Origin of the sequence: Paenibacillus sp. NPDC058177 (assembly GCF_042883835.1) — a bacterium.
Lineage (GTDB): Bacteria > Bacillota > Bacilli > Paenibacillales > Paenibacillaceae > Paenibacillus_AQ > Paenibacillus_AQ agri.
Genome location: NZ_JBHVVB010000012.1, coordinates 16282 through 34049 on the forward strand (window position 1 = coordinate 16282; position 17768 = coordinate 34049).

General features: G+C 47.7%; 18 protein-coding genes and 1 other annotated feature. All 18 genes read left to right on the forward strand.

All coding sequences use genetic code 11. The features are described from left to right. Window positions 1-33: 33 nt before the first annotated feature. The 18 genes from cysS to rpsG all read left to right on the forward strand — a co-directional run bounded on the left by cysS (window position 34) and on the right by rpsG (window position 17752). Complete coding sequence (gene cysS / locus ACFVU8_RS28815) at window positions 34-1440, forward strand: cysteine--tRNA ligase (protein ID WP_387432033.1); 1407 nt, start codon at window positions 34-36, stop codon at window positions 1438-1440. After that, complete coding sequence (locus ACFVU8_RS28820) at window positions 1437-1874, forward strand: Mini-ribonuclease 3 (RefSeq protein WP_379469892.1); 438 nt, start codon at window positions 1437-1439, stop codon at window positions 1872-1874. The genes cysS and ACFVU8_RS28820 overlap by 4 nt, the downstream gene beginning before the upstream one ends. Before the next feature lie 37 nt (window positions 1875-1911). Beyond that, a complete protein-coding gene (gene rlmB / locus ACFVU8_RS28825) occupies window positions 1912-2673 on the forward strand; it encodes a 23S rRNA (guanosine(2251)-2'-O)-methyltransferase RlmB (RefSeq protein WP_175370358.1) in 762 nt (253 codons plus the stop codon). A 2-nt stretch (window positions 2674-2675) separates the two neighbouring features. After that, entirely contained in the window at window positions 2676-3197 is a 522-nt protein-coding gene (locus ACFVU8_RS28830; protein ID WP_387432036.1) for an NYN domain-containing protein, read from the forward strand. 166 nt (window positions 3198-3363) lie between these two features. Beyond that, window positions 3364-4008, forward strand: a complete 645-nt coding sequence (gene sigH / locus ACFVU8_RS28835; protein WP_066367714.1) for an RNA polymerase sporulation sigma factor SigH — start codon at window positions 3364-3366, stop codon at window positions 4006-4008. A gap of 400 nt (window positions 4009-4408) precedes the next feature. Next, window positions 4409-4558 carry a 50S ribosomal protein L33 gene (gene rpmG, locus ACFVU8_RS28840; protein WP_076099620.1) on the forward strand — a complete coding sequence of 50 codons (150 nt, stop codon included), beginning with the start codon at window positions 4409-4411 and terminating at the stop codon, window positions 4556-4558. Window positions 4559-4579: 21 nt separating this feature from the next. Next, window positions 4580-4771, forward strand: a complete 192-nt coding sequence (gene secE / locus ACFVU8_RS28845) for a preprotein translocase subunit SecE (protein WP_066367704.1) — start codon at window positions 4580-4582, stop codon at window positions 4769-4771. A 21-nt stretch (window positions 4772-4792) separates the two neighbouring features. Beyond that, entirely contained in the window at window positions 4793-5326 is a 534-nt protein-coding gene (gene nusG, locus ACFVU8_RS28850; RefSeq protein WP_066367701.1) for a transcription termination/antitermination protein NusG, read from the forward strand. A gap of 75 nt (window positions 5327-5401) precedes the next feature. Beyond that, the gene (gene rplK, locus ACFVU8_RS28855) at window positions 5402-5827 is read left to right on the forward strand and encodes a 50S ribosomal protein L11 (protein ID WP_175370356.1); all 426 of its coding nucleotides are present in this window, start codon (window positions 5402-5404) and stop codon (window positions 5825-5827) included. An 80-nt stretch (window positions 5828-5907) separates the two neighbouring features. After that, window positions 5908-6600: a 50S ribosomal protein L1 gene (gene rplA / locus ACFVU8_RS28860; RefSeq protein WP_175370355.1), complete on the forward strand. Its 693-nt coding sequence runs from the start codon at window positions 5908-5910 to the stop codon at window positions 6598-6600. A gap of 68 nt (window positions 6601-6668) precedes the next feature. Further along, window positions 6669-6821 (forward strand) — a sequence feature (ribosomal protein L10 leader region). 64 nt (window positions 6822-6885) lie between these two features. Continuing rightward, window positions 6886-7389: a 50S ribosomal protein L10 gene (rplJ, locus tag ACFVU8_RS28865; protein WP_175370354.1), complete on the forward strand. Its 504-nt coding sequence runs from the start codon at window positions 6886-6888 to the stop codon at window positions 7387-7389. A 66-nt stretch (window positions 7390-7455) separates the two neighbouring features. Continuing rightward, window positions 7456-7815: a 50S ribosomal protein L7/L12 gene (gene rplL / locus ACFVU8_RS28870; RefSeq protein ID WP_175370353.1), complete on the forward strand. Its 360-nt coding sequence runs from the start codon at window positions 7456-7458 to the stop codon at window positions 7813-7815. A gap of 142 nt (window positions 7816-7957) precedes the next feature. Next, window positions 7958-8554: a class I SAM-dependent methyltransferase gene (locus tag ACFVU8_RS28875; RefSeq protein ID WP_379469885.1), complete on the forward strand. Its 597-nt coding sequence runs from the start codon at window positions 7958-7960 to the stop codon at window positions 8552-8554. A gap of 424 nt (window positions 8555-8978) precedes the next feature. After that, complete coding sequence (gene rpoB / locus ACFVU8_RS28880) at window positions 8979-12524, forward strand: DNA-directed RNA polymerase subunit beta (RefSeq protein ID WP_379469883.1); 3546 nt, start codon at window positions 8979-8981, stop codon at window positions 12522-12524. Between the two features lie 114 nt (window positions 12525-12638). After that, window positions 12639-16250: a DNA-directed RNA polymerase subunit beta' gene (rpoC, locus tag ACFVU8_RS28885; protein WP_175370350.1), complete on the forward strand. Its 3612-nt coding sequence runs from the start codon at window positions 12639-12641 to the stop codon at window positions 16248-16250. Window positions 16251-16430: 180 nt separating this feature from the next. Then, on the forward strand, window positions 16431-16682 hold the full coding sequence (locus tag ACFVU8_RS28890) for a ribosomal L7Ae/L30e/S12e/Gadd45 family protein (RefSeq protein WP_066367675.1): 252 nt from the start codon (window positions 16431-16433) through the stop codon (window positions 16680-16682). 136 nt (window positions 16683-16818) lie between these two features. Further along, window positions 16819-17238, forward strand: coding sequence for a 30S ribosomal protein S12 (gene rpsL, locus ACFVU8_RS28895; protein ID WP_066367672.1), 420 nt, complete (start codon window positions 16819-16821; stop codon window positions 17236-17238). Between the two features lie 43 nt (window positions 17239-17281). Further along, complete coding sequence (rpsG, locus tag ACFVU8_RS28900; protein ID WP_019908219.1) at window positions 17282-17752, forward strand: 30S ribosomal protein S7; 471 nt, start codon at window positions 17282-17284, stop codon at window positions 17750-17752. The last annotated feature ends 16 nt before the right edge of the window (window positions 17753-17768 follow it).

Sequence of the window (17768 nt, forward strand, 5' to 3'; positions counted from 1 at the left end):
GGAACCGGCGATAACAGAAGGGATTGGAATGAGATGGCTTTGCAAATTTACAATACTATGACGCGCAGTAAGGAACAGTTTGTACCGCAGGAACCGGGCAAGGTGAAAATGTACGTATGCGGTCCTACTGTATACGGATATATGCATATCGGTAATGCCCGTCCGGTTATCGTATTCGATACCGTTCGTAATTATCTGGAGCAGCTCGGCAACGAGGTTCGGTATGTTACGAACTTCACGGATGTCGATGACAAGATGATCCGCAAGGCAGAAGAGATGAACATTACGGTGGCCGAAGTGGCGGAAATGTTCATAGCAGCTTACTACGAGGATCTCAAAGGACTGGATGTCAAGCCGGCCACATTGAATCCGCGAGTAACGGATAGTATGGGGATCATCATCGGGTTCATTAAGGATCTTGAAGATAAGGGCTATGCCTATGAAAGCGGCGGGGACGTGTTCTACCGTACGGCGAAGTTCAAGGATTACGGCAAGCTGTCGCGTCAGAACCTGGAGGAACTGCAGTTTGGGATTCGGGTAGAAGTGGATGTCCGCAAGGAGAAACCCGAAGATTTTGTACTCTGGAAAGCTGCGAAGCCTGGAGAAGTATATTGGGAAAGTCCATGGGGAGCAGGTCGCCCAGGTTGGCACATCGAGTGCTCGGCTATGGCGCGTGAGTTCCTTGGTGACACTATGGATATCCACGGTGGTGGACAGGATCTGCAGTTCCCGCACCATGAATGCGAATGCGCACAGACTGAGGCGCTGACCGACAAGCCGCTGTCTAATTATTGGATGCATAATGGTTTCCTTAATATTGGTGACGAGAAAATGTCGAAATCACTCGGAAACGGCCTTTTGGTAAAGGATATCCGTGAGCGCTTCAAGGCGGGAGCGATCCGTTACTTCATGCTTTCCACACACTACCGCAACCCGCTGAACTTCACGACGGATGCGTTGGCCTCGGCAGAGAAAAGTGTGGAGCGGATATCCGGTGCGGTAAGCAATGTGAAGCATCGCCTGGAACTAGCCGGAACGGCGGACGGAGCTGCCGCAAATAAAGAAATCAATGATAAGATTGACGGTATTCTGGCGGTGTTCCATGCCAAGATGCAGGATGACTTCAATACGCCAGATGCCATTACGGCTGTATTTGATTGGGTGAGCCTGGCGAACCTGACTTTGGCGGATAATCACGCTGCTGCTGCCGATCTGGCTGCGCTGCTGAAGGCTTTTGAAGAGATGAACAAGGTGCTGATCTTGACGTCTGAAGCTGAAGAAGAAGTAGCAGGGGAGGAAGTGGAACGGTTGATTGCTGAACGGGCAGAGGCACGCACGAATAAGAACTGGGCTCGTTCTGATGAGATTCGCGATGAACTGAGCGCGATGGGAATTCTGCTTGAAGACACTCCGCAGGGAATGCGGTGGCGGCGTAAATGAGTGATGAAGAAACAATGAACTTTGCAGGATGGTTTCCGTATGATTCATCCAAGCCGGCGCGGCTCCTCTCACCTGTCGTACTAGCGTATGTAGGTGATGCTATTTATGAGGTTGCCGTCCGGCAATACCTCGTATCCCTGCCGAATCTGCGGCCCAATCATTTGCATCGTACGGCAACGGGACTGGTGTCAGCCAAGGCGCAGTGTGCCATCCTTGCTCATCTGGAACCGGTGCTGACTGAAGAAGAGCAGAATATTGCCCGCCAAGGGCGTAATGCGAAGTCGGGAACGATCCCAAAGAACGCTAATGTGTTGGAATACCGTCATGCTACGGCTTTTGAATGTTTGATCGGGTATTTATACTATACGGGACAGCAGGCAAGATTACAGGAAATTGTGCACATCGGCATAGAGTTTATGCAGAACCGGCCATGATCTGATTAGGAATGACCATAAACAGGAGGCAATAAAAATGGAAGAATTGAAGACAGAAGAAGAAATATTGGCCGGAAAGCATTCTGTGCTAGAGGCGCTGCGTGCAGGCCGTACTTTGAATAAAATATGGATCGCCGAAACGGCGCAAAAGCATCTGACTGCACCAATCGTAGCTGAAGCCCGCAAAGCGGGTATTGTGATTCAGCATGTGGACAAGCGTAAGCTGGACCAATTAGCTCCAGGTGTGCAGCACCAGGGTGTAGTTGCACAAGCGGCACCGTTTGCTTATGTAGAGGTTGAAGACTTGCTGGCCGTGGCGGCAGCCAAAGGAGAAGCTCCTTTTCTCATTTTGCTAGATGAAATTGAAGATCCTCATAATCTCGGTTCCATTCTGCGTACTGCAGATTGCACCGGCGTTCATGGTGTTATTGTACCGAAGCGCCGTTCTGCGCAAATTACTGCGACGGTTTCCAAAACTTCAGCGGGTGCGGTGGAATATGTTCCGGTAGCGCGTGTGACTAATCTTGGACAGACTATCGATCGCCTGAAGGAACAGGGTATATGGGTAGTGGGTACCGATGTTGATACCGACCAGGATCTGTACGCTTCTGATATTTTCACAGGACCGGTAGCTGTTGTAATCGGTAATGAGAACAAGGGAATGGGGCGTCTGATTCGGGAAAAATGCGATGTCCTGCTCAAGTTGCCGATGTCCGGAAAAATCAATTCTCTTAACGCTTCCGTTGCTGCGGGCGTAGTGATGTACGAAGCGCTGCGCCGCCGGCGTCAGCAGGGATAGCTATGGCCGACTGGCGCGATGTGCTACTAGTAGACGGATATAACATGATTGGCGGCTGGCCGGACCTTGCGGCATTGTCGAAGAAGGGTATGCAGGAAGCGCGTGACAGGCTTCTGGATCTGCTGGCGGATTATCAGGCATATTCGGGCCGCCGGGTCATCGCCGTTTTTGATGCATACCGCGTTCCGGGGCTGGGAAGGTCGTTTGTGCAGTGCAAAGTTCAGGTCTATTTCACGAAAGAAAAGGAAACCGCCGATGAATGCATCGAACGGTTGGTGGGGGAATACAGTCACCGCCGCCGGCAGATTTATGTGGCCACCAGTGATTTTGTGGAACAGCATGTTATTTTTGCGCAAGGCGCACTGCGGATTTCGGCAAGAGAATTACGGCTTGAAGTAGAGGATAATCAGAAGGAAGTCAAGAAAGCTATAGAGCCGGGAAGCACTGGTTCAATAAGGCATTCTCTAGAGGACAAATTGCCCCCCGATGTGCGCAGCAGGCTGGAGAATTGGCGGCGGCAATGAAAAAATACGGAAATTGACCCGGAAATGTCATTGTAAACCCATATAATGCTATTCATGATTGTTTTTGGGGAAACTTCGGTTGACGTTTTTAGGTAACATAATATATACTGTTCGTATATTTCGCGAAGTAACGATGTGTCTTGCGTTGCAGCCGGGGGGATTCTTGGTGAGTGTCGACCTCAAGGAAATAATGCTGTCCGAGTATGATTTCATAAGCGATGAAGATATTGTCGAGGCTTTCCGTGGTGGCGACAGTGGCGCATTGGAGCATTTAATTAACAAATACCGTAATTTTGTACGTGCCAAAGCGCGTTCCTACTTTTTGATCGGGGCTGACCGCGAAGATATTGTCCAGGAAGGCATGATCGGCCTGTACAAGGCCATTCGTGATTTCAAGGGAGACAAGCTGTCTTCTTTCAAAGCTTTTGCAGAGCTGTGCATCACAAGACAGATTATTACTGCGATCAAGACGGCAACTCGTCAGAAGCATATTCCGCTCAATTCCTACGTATCTCTGGACAAGCCTATTTATGATGAGGATTCCGACCGGACACTGATGGATGTGATCTGTGGGTCTCAGGTGCTTGATCCCGAAGAGCTGATTATTAATCAGGAGGAATTCATCGGGCTGGAAGACAAGATGGCGGAGATCCTTAGTGATCTGGAGCGTAAAGTGCTGATGCTCTATCTGGATGGCCGTTCCTATCAGGAAATTGCCGAGGACTTGAAGCGGCATGTGAAGTCCATCGACAATGCTTTACAGCGAGTGAAGCGCAAATTGGAAAGATATCTGGAAGTGCGTGACAATTGATGATATAATGGACAGAAGAGACTCGGGTAAACGAGTCTTTTTTTAGTGGAATTCTAAATTCCGGTTGATTATTTTGCTATAGTAGCCGGAACGGAAGATTCTTAACTTTTGCAGTAAAATGCTAGAACGCCGTGCAGACAGGTTTATTCACAGTCGGAATGCTCCATAATGATAAGGATGACAGCGAAAACCAGTGGAAAAGACAAGACCAAAGGCAGGGTACCTCACGTGACGATAACACCCGGAAATACCCAGTGCAGTAGGGCAATTCTTTCGTTGACACAGGCCTTGACATTATGCTAAAGTGTTTTAGGTAGGCCTAAATTCGCGGCATTTTTTAGGATCAATTTTGCGTCTTCTAATTTTACCGTTAGAAGGACGTCTTCGGGAGGTGCACATCATGCGGGTAATTATCACTTTGGCTTGTACAAGTTGCAAACAAAGAAACTATGCGACAACCAAAAACAAGCGAAATCACCCCGACCGCATGGAGATGAAGAAATTTTGCAAGTATTGTAACTCGCAAACTCCTCATCGCGAAACCAGATAGTCTTTGGGAGGTGTAGTCGGCGTGAAACGTAGTTTCAAGTCCTTGTTTTCCTTTTTCACTGAAAGCTGGAGTGAACTCAAAAAAGTTCGCTGGCCTAGTCGTAAGGAATTGAAGAACTATACATTGATCGTTGTCGGTACAATTATAGTTGTCGCTGTTTACTTCTGGGTTCTGGACATCGGTATTTCCGCTGTGATTGAAGCGATTATTTAGAGAGGTTCCAGGTGGCTTGGTATGGAAAAAAGATGGTATGTCGTTCATACCTATTCTGGGTATGAGAATAAGGTCAAAGCCAATTTGGAAAAGCGCGTTGAGTCCATGGGCATGGAAGACAAAATATTCCGTGTTCTTGTTCCTATGGAAGAAGAACTGGTAAACAAGGATGGCAAGAAAAAAACTGTCATGCGTAAAGTTTACCCCGGATATGTTTTGGTGGAAATGGTTCAGACTGATGATTCCTGGTATGTTGTTCGCAATACACCGGGCGTTACTGGATTTGTTGGTTCGACAGGCTCGGGTTCCAAACCTACACCACTGCTTCCAGAAGAGGTAGAACAAATTCTGAAGCATATGGGTATGGTTGAACCTAAGACGAAGATTGATTTCGAAATCAAGGAATCCGTACGTATTATGGTTGGTCCCTTTGCGAATTTTGTGGGCTCCGTGGAAGAAATTTTGGCTGACAAGAGCAAGATCAAGGTACACGTTAACATGTTTGGACGGGAAACCCCGCTGGAGTTGGATTTCACTCAAGTGGAGAAAATATAACAAAACGCAAGGGTTTCTTGTGGGAGAGCGCTAAATGCGTTCGAAGACCACTATTGACGCAAGGAGGTGTCACTCATGGCTAAAAAAGTTATTAAAATGGTGAAACTGCAAATTCCTGCAGGGAAAGCGAACCCTGCGCCACCAGTAGGTCCGGCGCTTGGTCAAGCGGGTGTCAACATCATGGCATTCTGTAAGGAATTCAACGCTCGTACTGCTGACCAGGCTGGCCTGATCATCCCGGTTGAAATTTCAGTATTTGAAGACCGTTCCTTTACATTCATCACCAAAACTCCTCCGGCTGCCGTTCTGCTTCGCATCGCTGCTAAAGTAGAAAAAGGATCCGGTGAACCAAACAAGAAAAAAGTTGCTAAGCTGAATCGTGCAGCGGTTCGTGAAATTGCTGAGCAAAAAATGCCCGACCTTAACGCTGCTACTGTAGAAGCTGCTATGCTTATGGTTGAAGGTACTGCCCGCAGTATGGGTATCACAATCGAAGACTAATAAGTATTCGATGCAATGGTCGAGTATGACCGCAATACGTGGGAGGAAATTCCGCTATTACCACAAAGGAGGAACATTTCATGGCTAAACATGGTAAGAAATACCAAGAAGCTGCTAAGCTGATTAACAGCGAAGCAACTTACGAGCCTTCAGAAGCTGTAGAGCTTGTGAAAAAGGCTGCGACTGCAAAATTCGACGAAACCGTTGAAGCAGCAGTGCGTCTGGGTGTAGACCCACGTAAACAAGACCAAGCTGTTCGTGGTGTTGTTGTCCTGCCTCACGGCACAGGTAAAACACAACGCGTGCTTGTATTTGCAAAAGGTGAAAAAGCGAAAGAAGCGGAAGCTGCTGGTGCTGATTTTGTAGGCGATCAAGATATGATCAACAAAATCCAACAAGGCTGGTTTGAATTCGATGTCTGCGTAGCTACACCTGATATGATGAGTGAAGTCGGTAAACTGGGACGTCTGCTCGGTGGTAAAGGCCTTATGCCTAACCCTAAAGCAGGTACAGTTACATTCGATGTTACCAAGGCTGTGCAAGAAATCAAAGCCGGTAAAATCGAATACCGTCTCGATAAAGCTGGTCAAATTCACGCGCCAATCGGTAAAGTGTCCTTTGACGAAGCAAAATTGAATGATAACCTTAAAGCTCTTATCGACGCTTTGAACCGTGCGAAACCGGCTGCTGCTAAAGGTGTATACCTGAAAGGCATTTCGATTTCTTCCACTATGGGACCAAGCGCTCGTGTAAACACTACTGCTTTCAGATAATTAGGGATTGACTCTTGTAGTCATCTTTGATATTCTATAACAGTTGTGACGAACTAAGGTATCATTTTTGAACTTGAATATGCTTACCGTAGACAGTAGGTGCCCTAAGGCTTAATTTCCTACCGAGGTGTTGTGATAGAAACAAGAGGTTGCCCGGCATGCCGTGTAACTATCGTTTTATCAAGCCTTCGTGATTCTGCGGAGGCTTTTCTAATGCCTGCGTAGGAACGGCGCGGAATCTTTCGGATAGAACGCCGTCACATAAATTTTCAGGAGGTGTATACATTGGCAAATGCAAAAGTAATTCAAGCTAAACAAGATGCAGTAGATGTTGTTACTGCTAAGTTTAAAGGTAGCGTAACTACTGTTGTTGCGGACTACCGCGGTTTGAACGTTGCGCAAGTAACTGAACTGCGTAAGCAGCTTCGTGAAGCTGGCGTTGACTTTCAAGTCCTGAAGAACACATTGCTTCGCCGTGCAACTGCAGCGGCTGAATTGACTGAGTTGGACGAAGTTCTGACTGGTCCTACAGCGATCGCATTCAGTGAAACTGATGCAGTAGCTCCGGCTAAGATCTTGAACGAGTTCGCCAAGAAAAACGACGCTTTGAAATTGAAAGGCGGCGTAGTAGAAGGACGTGTCATCGACGCGGACCAAATCAAGGCACTGGCAGAGCTTCCATCCCGCGATGGTTTGCTGTCCATGCTGCTTAGCGTGCTTCAAGCTCCAGTGCGTAACTTCGCACTTGCAGTTAAAGCTGTCGCTGAGAAAGAAGAACAAAGCGCGTAAGCCTTTGCTCTTTGCAGTGTAATTCATTAACACAAACAAATTTAAATATAAAATGGAGGTTCAATCATGAGTAAAGAAGCAATCTTGGAAGCAATTAAAGGCATGAGCGTATTGGAACTGAACGACCTGGTTAAAGCAATTGAAGACGAATTCGGCGTAACTGCAGCAGCTCCAGTTGTTGTAGGTGGCGCAGCAGCAGCTGTTGCTGAAGAGCAAAGCGAATTCGACGTAATCCTGACTAGCGCTGGTGCTTCCAAGATCAACGTTATCAAAATCGTTCGCGAAATCACAGGCCTTGGCTTGAAAGAAGCTAAAGACCTCGTAGACAACGCACCAAAACCAATCAAAGAAAAAGTAAGCAAAGAAGATGCAGAAGCTACCAAAGCAAAATTGGAAGAAGCTGGCGCAGCTGTAGAATTGAAATAGTATTAAAGCTTCAAGTACAGCGTTCGGAAGCGAAGTCATTCCTTCCGGCTTACAAAAGACCCCTTGAACATGTTCAAGGGGTTTGCTGTATGAATAGGGAATGACTTTATATTTAATGGTTTAAGGAAAAGGGAGGAGCGACATGTCGCAGCATTATTATTCGCAGCAGCCCGAAGTGCGTCACAACAGACGTACGATTAATACCGTTCTCAGAGGGAAGAGCCTCAGCTTTACCAGCGATGCCGGTGTTTTCTCCAAAGGCGATATTGATTATGGTAGTCGCGTGCTGATAGAAATGATGGAGATCCCGGATGGTTCGGCTGTACTTGATGTCGGCTGTGGGTATGGACCTATTGGAATCAGTGCAGCACATCTTGTCCCAGAGGGGCATGTAACGATGATCGATATCAACAGCCGTGCAGTTGAACTGGCGCGCGAGAATGCGCAGCAGAACGGGATAAGGAATGTTACGGTAATGGAAAGCGACGTGCTCAGCGTAGTGAAGGGCCAGGAATTCGATGTGATCCTTACCAATCCCCCGATTCGGGCGGGAAAAGCAGTAGTTCATCAAATCTTTGAAGAAGCTTATGAGCACCTGAAAGTAGGCGGAAGCTTGTGGGTGGTCATTCAGAAGAAACAAGGTTCACCGTCGGCAGTGGCTAAGCTGGAGAGTTTATTCTCGCTAGTGGAAGAAGTGGGGAAAGACAGAGGCTACCGAATCCTGAGAGCTCAAAAATAAAAGGCATTTGGCCGTTGACATGAGATACTGATAGTGGTATTATTATAAAATGTCAGTATTAAGATAGGCTCCATGTCTTTAGTTTGCTGAAATGTCAAGTGATATATTGTCGGCCGGCAAGCGCATGCCGTACGGCGTGTTTTTGCGAAAGTGTACTTCATTGTCTGTGGTGGTATATCGAAGCCTTGATAGTGAAGACAAATGCATAAACTGTTGCTTGCTGACGTATAATATGTACGTTTTGGGCAAATCTACTGGATAAGGAGTATTTTCGCCGTAAATAAATGCGCTCTTTTTTCGAAGATTTTCGATAAGGGCCTTTCTTTATTTAGGGCTGGATCCTGCTGTTATGGTTCCATTATACGGTTCCAAACAAGGGTTCGCAATCAATTTTTAAGTGAGTAGACATGAGGGGTGAGTAAAGTTGGCAGGACATCTTGTTCAGTATGGTCGACGCACTCGGCGAAGCTATGCGAGAATTAACGAGGTTCTCGAGGTCCCGAACCTGATCGAGATCCAACAAAAATCGTATGATTGGTTTTTGGAAGAGGGATTGCGGGAAATGTTTCAGGACATCTCGCCGATCCAGGATTTCACTGGTAATTTGGTACTCGAGTTCATTGATTACAGCCTGGGTGAACCGAAATATACGGTTGATGACGCTAAAGAGCGTGACGTAACATATGCGGCTCCTCTTCGGGTAAAGGTGCGTCTCATCAATAAGGAGACCGGTGAGGTCAAAGAGCAGGAAGTGTTCATGGGGGATTTCCCGCTGATGACGGAGACCGGCACGTTTATTATCAATGGTGCGGAACGGGTTATTGTCAGCCAGTTGGTTCGCTCTCCAAGCGTCTATTTCAGCACAAAAGTAGATAAGAACGCCAAGAAAACCTACACCGCTACAGTAATTCCTAACCGCGGCGCATGGCTGGAGCTCGAAACCGACGCGAAGGACATCATGTATGTCCGGATTGACCGGACCCGTAAAATTCCGGTTACTGTGCTTCTGCGTGCATTAGGTTTCGGCAGTGATGCTGAGATTCTGGAATTGCTTGGTAATGATGAATATATTCGCAATACGCTGGATAAAGACAATACGGACTCTACGGAAAAAGCGCTTATCGAAATCTATGAGCGTCTTCGTCCGGGCGAACCGCCTACTCTAGATAATGCTAAGAGTTTGCTGGTTGCACGTTTCTTTGATCCAAAACGTTATGACCTAGCTAATGTAGGTCGTTACAAGATCAACAAAAAGCTGCACATCAAGAACCGTCTGTTCAATCAGCGTCTGGCACAGCCTTTGGTGGATGAGACCACTGGCGAAATCCTAGCTGAAGCAGGACAAATGGTAGACCGTCGTCTGCTTGATGAGCTGATCCCGCATTTTGAGAAAGATGTTGCCCACAAGAACTACCGCGTAACTGGCGGAGTACTTGATAGCGAAGATATCCCGCTTCAGACGATCGACGTTTATTCGCCGATTGAAGAAGGTCGGGTAATCAAGCTGATTGCCAATGGGAACATTGACAAAGCGGTCAAGCATATTACTCCGGCTGATATTATTTCCTCAATCAGCTATTTTATTAATTTGCTGCACGGTATCGGCAATACGGATGATATCGACCACTTGGGTAACCGTCGTCTGCGTTCAGTCGGCGAGCTCTTGCAGAACCAATTCCGTATCGGTTTGTCCCGTATGGAACGTGTAGTACGTGAGAGAATGTCCATTCAGGATGCCAATGCGATTACACCACAGGCGCTTATCAACATTCGTCCGGTTATCGCATCGATTAAAGAGTTCTTCGGTAGCTCCCAGCTGTCCCAGTTTATGGACCAGACCAACCCGCTTGCAGAGTTGACTCACAAACGTCGTCTCTCCGCACTCGGACCCGGCGGTCTTACGCGGGAACGCGCGGGCTTTGAGGTTCGTGACGTCCATCACAGTCACTATGGCCGGATGTGTCCAATCGAAACGCCGGAAGGCCCGAACATCGGTTTGATCAACTCCTTGTCCACCTTCGCTCGCATCAACGAATACGGATTTATTGAAGCTCCGTACCGTTGGGTTGATCCGAAGACAGGTAAGGTTACTGAGCAAATTGATTACCTGACTGCGGATGAAGAGGACAACTACGTTGTCGCACAGGCCAACGTTCTGTTGGAAGAAGACGGTTCTTTCAAAGAAGACATGGTTATCGTTCGTTACAACAAAGATTCGGATAACATTACATCCATGCCTAGTGATCGCGTCGATTACATGGACGTATCACCTAAGCAGGTTGTATCGGTCGCTACGGCGCTCATTCCGTTCCTTGAGAACGATGACTCCAACCGCGCACTGATGGGATCCAACATGCAACGTCAGGCAGTTCCACTGCTTATTCCTAAGGCTCCACTCGTGGGTACAGGAATGGAACATAAATCTGCCAAGGATTCAGGCGTATGTATCGTTTCCAAATATGACGGTATCATCGAACGTTCTTCTGCCAATGAAATTTGGCTGCGCCGTGTCGAGAGTGTCGAAGGCAAAGAAGTTAAAGGCGATATCGTTAAATATAAATTACACAAATTCATGCGTTCGAACCAAGGTACCTGTATTAATCAACGTCCTCTGGCTAAGAGAGGCGACGTTGTTAAGAAAGGTGATATCCTGGCAGACGGACCTTCCACAGAAATGGGCGAATTGGCTCTTGGCCGCAACGTAGTTGTTGCGTTTATGACTTGGGAAGGTTACAACTACGAGGATGCGATCCTGCTGAGTGAAAAACTGGTTAAAGAGGATGTATACACTTCGATCCATATCGAGGAATACGAATCCGAAGCCCGTGACACGAAGCTCGGACCTGAAGAAATCACTCGTGATATTCCAAACGTTGGGGAAGAAGCATTGCGCAATCTAGACGAGCGCGGCATCATCCGCATCGGTGCGGAAATCAGTGCTGGCGACATTCTCGTGGGTAAAGTAACACCTAAGGGTGTAACGGAGCTTACAGCTGAAGAACGCCTGCTACATGCAATCTTTGGTGAGAAAGCACGTGAAGTTCGTGATACGAGCTTGCGCGTTCCTCACGGTAGTGATGGTATTATCGTTGACGTTAAAGTATTTACACGCGAGAACGGCGATGAGCTGCCACCGGGTGTGAATCAACTGGTTCGTGTGTACATCGCTCAGAAACGTAAGATTTCTGAAGGTGACAAGATGGCCGGACGTCACGGTAACAAGGGTGTCGTTGCCCGTATCCTGCCAGAAGAAGACATGCCGTTCTTGCCGGACGGTACGCCAGTACAGGTTGTCCTCAACCCGCTGGGCGTTCCATCGCGGATGAACATCGGGCAGGTGCTCGAAGTGCATATCGGTATGGCTGCTATGCGTCTTGGTATTCACATCGCTACACCGGTATTCGATGGTGCGCGTGAGAATGACGTCTTCGACACTATGGAAGAAGCAGGCATGCAGCGTAATGGTAAGACCATTCTGTATGATGGCCGTACTGGAGAACGCTTTGAGCGTGAAGTTACGGTTGGTGTCATGCACATGATCAAACTGGCGCACATGGTTGATGATAAGATTCACGCTCGTTCTACTGGACCTTACTCTCTCGTTACGCAACAGCCGCTGGGTGGTAAAGCTCAGTTCGGTGGTCAGCGCTTCGGAGAGATGGAAGTGTGGGCGCTTGAAGCTTACGGTGCTGCTTATACCTTGCAAGAAATTCTGACTGTGAAATCCGATGACGTGGTCGGCCGTGTGAAAACGTACGAATCCATCGTCAAAGGCGAGAACGTACCTGAACCAGGCGTTCCTGAGTCGTTCAAAGTATTGATCAAGGAACTGCAGTCACTGGGTATGGATGTTAAAATCCTGAGCGGTGATGAGCAGGAGATCGAGATGAAAGAACTGGATGATGAGGACGATACGTCAGGCGACAAGCTCAGCCTCAACTTGGAAGGCTCAGAAGTCGGAGTAGATTAATAGATCCCGAAACGTTGGAATTCCATTACAAAAGGACCGCGCCCTCTTTTGATTGTCATGATCAAGGGAGGGCCAGCGGTACTAAATCAGGATTAGGTTAAGGAGGGTTGCTCCTTGTTGGACGTTAACAATTTTGAATTTATGAAAATCGGACTCGCATCTCCGGAGAAAATTCGTTCTTGGTCCCGCGGAGAAGTTAAAAAACCGGAAACCATTAACTATCGTACATTGAAACCGGAAAAAGAGGGTCTTTTTTGTGAGCGTATCTTTGGACCACAAAAAGACTGGGAATGTCATTGCGGTAAATACAAACGCGTCCGTTATAAGGGTGTTGTCTGTGACCGTTGTGGCGTAGAAGTTACACGTGCGAAAGTGCGTCGCGAACGTATGGGACATATCGAATTAGCAGCTCCTGTATCGCATATCTGGTACTTCAAAGGTATTCCTAGCCGGATGGGTCTGGCACTGGACATGTCTCCAAGATCCCTGGAAGAGATCATTTACTTCGCTTCCTATGTTGTAACTGACCCAGGTGAAACTCCGCTTGAGAAGAAGCAATTGCTGTCTGAAAAAGAATACCGCAGCTACCGTGAGAAATACGGCTACGGGTTCCAGGCCGGTATGGGTGCAGAAGCTGTTAAAAAGCTTCTTCAAGATATCGACATCGACAAGGAATTGGAATTCCTCAAAGAAGAACTGCGTACGGCCCAAGGCCAACGCCGTAACCGGGCGATCAAACGCCTGGAAGTTATCGAGGCTTTCCGCAACTCCGGCAACAAACCTGATTGGATGATCATGGATGTGCTCCCGGTTATTCCACCGGAGCTTCGCCCAATGGTTCAATTGGATGGTGGCCGTTTTGCTACGTCTGACTTGAATGATTTGTATCGCCGTGTAATCAACCGGAACAACCGCCTGAAGAGACTGCTTGATCTCGGTGCTCCTGATATTATCGTGCAGAACGAAAAACGAATGCTCCAGGAAGCTGTTGACGCCCTGATCGACAATGGTCGTCGTGGCCGTCCGGTAACCGGTCCTGGTAACCGTCCTCTTAAATCCCTCAGCCACATGCTGAAAGGTAAACAAGGACGTTTCCGTCAGAACTTGCTCGGTAAACGGGTTGACTACTCTGGACGTTCCGTTATCGTCGTAGGACCGTACCTCAAGATGTACCAATGCGGCCTGCCTAAGAAAATGGCGCTGGAACTGTTCAAGCCGTTTGTAATGAAAGAATTGGTTAATAAAGGGCTTGCCCACAACATAAAGAGCGCAAAACGTAAAGTTGAGCGCGTTAGTCCTGAAGTATGGGATGTGCTTGAAGAAGTAATCAGAGAGCACCCGGTTCTGCTTAACCGTGCCCCTACGCTTCACCGTCTCGGTATCCAGGCGTTTGAACCGATTCTGGTAGAAGGTCATGCTATCCGTCTTCACCCGCTCGTATGTACGGCTTACAACGCCGACTTCGATGGTGACCAAATGGCGGTACACGTTCCTCTGTCAGCAGAAGCTCAAGCTGAAGCCCGCATCCTCATGTTGGCCTCTGGTAACATTCTTAACCCTAAAGACGGTAAACCGGTTGTTACGCCTTCCCAGGATATGGTCCTTGGTACTTACTACCTGACCATGGACAACAAGGAAGAAAAGGGCAGCGGTATGATTTTGCGTACCGTAAACGAAGCCGTTTCAGCTTATCAGCGTGGAACTGCAGGTCTGCATGCCCGTGTTGCTATTCCAGTTAAGGCACTTAACAAAACATGCTTTACTGAAGAACAACAAAATGCGTTGATGATTACAACCGTCGGAAAGATTATCTTTAACGAAATCTATCCGAGCAGCTTCCCGTATATTAACGAAGCAACTAAAACAAACCTGCTCCATGGTACGCCTGATAAGTATTTCATCTATGAAAAAGGTGCCGATGTTCTTGAGCGCATCATGAATGCTCCAGATGCCGGTGCTGTAGGTAAGGAATATCTTGGGCTTATCATCGCTCGTTGTTTCGAGACTTATCACACAACCAAAACATCTGTGATCTTGGATAAGATCAAGCAGCTTGGTTTCACATACTCCACTCGTTCCGGTGTAACGGTTGCCGTATCCGACGTTGTTGTACCTGAGGAAAAAGCACAAATTCTGAAGGATTCCGACGCGAAGGTTGACGTAGTTGCTAACCAATATCGCCGTGGTTTGATCACTAATGACGAACGGTATGACCGTGTCATTGAGATCTGGTCGAAGACCAAAGACGAGCTTACGAATATCCTCTTGAAATCAATGGACCGTTACAATTCCATCATGCTCATGGTAGATTCGAAGGCACGGGGTAACAAATCGCAGATCACTCAGCTTGGTGGTATGCGCGGACTGATGGCAACACCATCCGGACGAATTTTTGAACTCCCAATCAAAGCGAACTTCCGTGAAGGTCTTACCGTCTTGGAGTACTTTATCTCCACGCACGGAGCGCGTAAAGGTCTGGCCGATACAGCGCTGCGTACAGCGGACTCTGGTTACTTGACTCGTCGTCTCGTTGACGTAGCACAGGATGTTATCGTTCGCGAAGAAGATTGTGGTACAGATAAAGGGTTCACTGTTAGCCGTATTCAGGATGGTAAAGAGGTTATCGAGGATCTGTATGACCGTATTGAAGGTCGTTACTGCTTCGAGACTGTTCGTCATCCGGAAACTGGCGAAATCATTGTACACCGCAATGACCTGATTGATTCCGACAAAGCGGAAGCGATCGTCAATGCTGGCGTAACCAAACTGCAAATTCGTTCCGTACTGAGCTGCCGTGCCCGTCACGGTGTCTGCAAGAAGTGCTACGGACGTAACCTGGCAACAGGTAAGCACGTGGAAATCGGTGAAGCAGTTGGTATCATCGCGGCACAGTCCATCGGGGAACCAGGAACACAGCTTACCATGCGTACGTTCCACACCGGTGGTGTTGCGGGAGACGATATCACACAAGGTTTGCCGCGTATCCAGGAGTTGTTTGAAGCCCGTAACCCTAAAGGTCAGGCAACAATCAGCGAGATTGATGGTGTAATCAAGGAGATTCGTGAAACCAAAGACCGTCGTGAAATCGAGGTTCAAGGTGAAGCGGAATCCAAAACTTACTCCATCACTTACGGATCACGGCTGCGCGTGAGCGAAGGCCAGGAGATTGAAGCTGGCGATGAGCTGACAGACGGTTCGATTGACCCTAAAGAAATGCTGCGTATCAAAGGGATCCGCGGGGTACAGAACTACATTCTGCAAGAAGTACAGCGTGTATACCGTAACCAGGGCGTTGAGATCAACGATAAGCACATTGAAGTTATGATCAAACAAATGTTGCGCAAAATCCGCATTATTGATGCCGGGGATACCAATCTCCTGCCAGGTGCGTTTGCGGACATTCATGAATACGAAGCAGCGAACAAAGAAGCTATCCTGTCGGGTAATGAGCCTGCAGTTGCCAAACCGGTACTGCTCGGTATTACCAAGGCTTCCCTTGAAACGGACTCCTTCCTGTCTGCCGCGTCTTTCCAAGAAACAACACGCGTGCTCACAGATGCAGCCATCAAAGGAAAAGTGGATAAACTTCTCGGCCTGAAAGAAAATGTTATCATCGGTAAGCTGATTCCTGCCGGTACAGGTATGAATCGCTACCGCAATGTAAAACTTTCTGATCCAAACGCGGGAGAAGAACTGGAATCTTTAGAGACAGTTCCTGCCGAGTAATAGAATAACCATTGTCAGTGTATTCGCGTCACTTCTGCATTGCTGGATGTGACGCGATTGCCTGGTATGGATATATAAATTTATTGCTGATTTTCTTGACAGGGCCTTCTGATAATGCTAATATGTCTAAGGTGCGTGAGTAGCCTTGTTATTCTTGTTCATTGGAGGTAATGATCTTTCATGACTGAAGATAGAGGATTACAGGATGCTCAGGTCAAGATCGGTACCAAGCAAACCGTCAAAGCGGTGGAGATGGGCCAAGCCGCAGAAGTATATGTGGCAGAGGACGGAGATCAACGGCTTACTTCCAGGATTGTTATGCTTTGTAACAAACAAGGTGTCAAGGTCACTTATGTAGATACGATGCTGAATTTGGGCAAGGCCTGCGGAATAGAAGTGGGCGCTGCGATGGCAGCCGTCTTAAAACAATAGCAAGCATCTAGAAATGTTTTTGTACCGGGGTGTACTTCGGCAGCAAGGACTTTTCATTTGTCTTTTTATGAACCACCTGGGTCTGTGGACTTAAGTTCGTAAGAAGGTTATCAATTCAGGAAGGGGGTGGCACAACATGCCAACAATTAATCAATTGGTTCGTAAAGGCCGTCAAGCCAAAATCGACAAATCCAAATCTCCTGCTCTTCAAAAAGGGTATAACGCCCTGAAGCGTGAGACTACAAATTTGAGCGCCCCGCAAAAACGCGGTGTGTGCACTCGTGTAGGCACAATGACTCCACGTAAACCAAACTCCGCACTTCGTAAGTATGCCCGTGTTCGTTTGACGAACCGTCTTGAGGTGACTGCTTACATCCCGGGTATCGGACACAACCTTCAAGAGCACAGCGTTGTATTGCTGCGCGGAGGTAAAGTTAAAGACCTTGCGGGAGTTCGTTATCACATCGTTCGTGGTGCACTGGATACAGCTGGCGTAGCTAACCGTATGCAAGCTCGCTCCAAGTATGGTGCAAAACGTCCTAAAGTGAAGAAATAAGATTAAAACTTGAGTAAGAACCATTTAAGAAAGGGGGATATCCATGCCACGCAAAGGTCCAGTTACTAAGAGAGACGTACTGCCAGATCCATTGTATAATAGCAAGTTGGTTACTCGTTTGATCAACCGCATTATGCTGGATGGTAAAAGAGGTGTCGCTCAAAGCATTCTGTACAATTCGTTCAAGCTGATTCAAGAACGTACGGGTAAAGAGCCGATGGAAGTTTTCGAAGCTGCCATCAAGAATATCATGCCGGTTTTGGAAGTCAAAGCTCGTCGTGTCGGCGGTGCGAACTACCAAGTACCTATCGAGGTTAAGCCAGAAAGACGTACTGCTTTGGGATTACGTTGGCTCGTGAACTATTCACGTAACCGCGGTGAGAAGACTATGGAAGAGCGTTTGGCGGCTGAGATCATCGACGCTTCCAACAACACAGGCGCTTCTGTTAAGAAACGCGAAGACACGCACAAAATGGCTGAAGCGAACAAAGCGTTTGCTCACTACCGTTGGTAGGATTTTAGTCAATCAA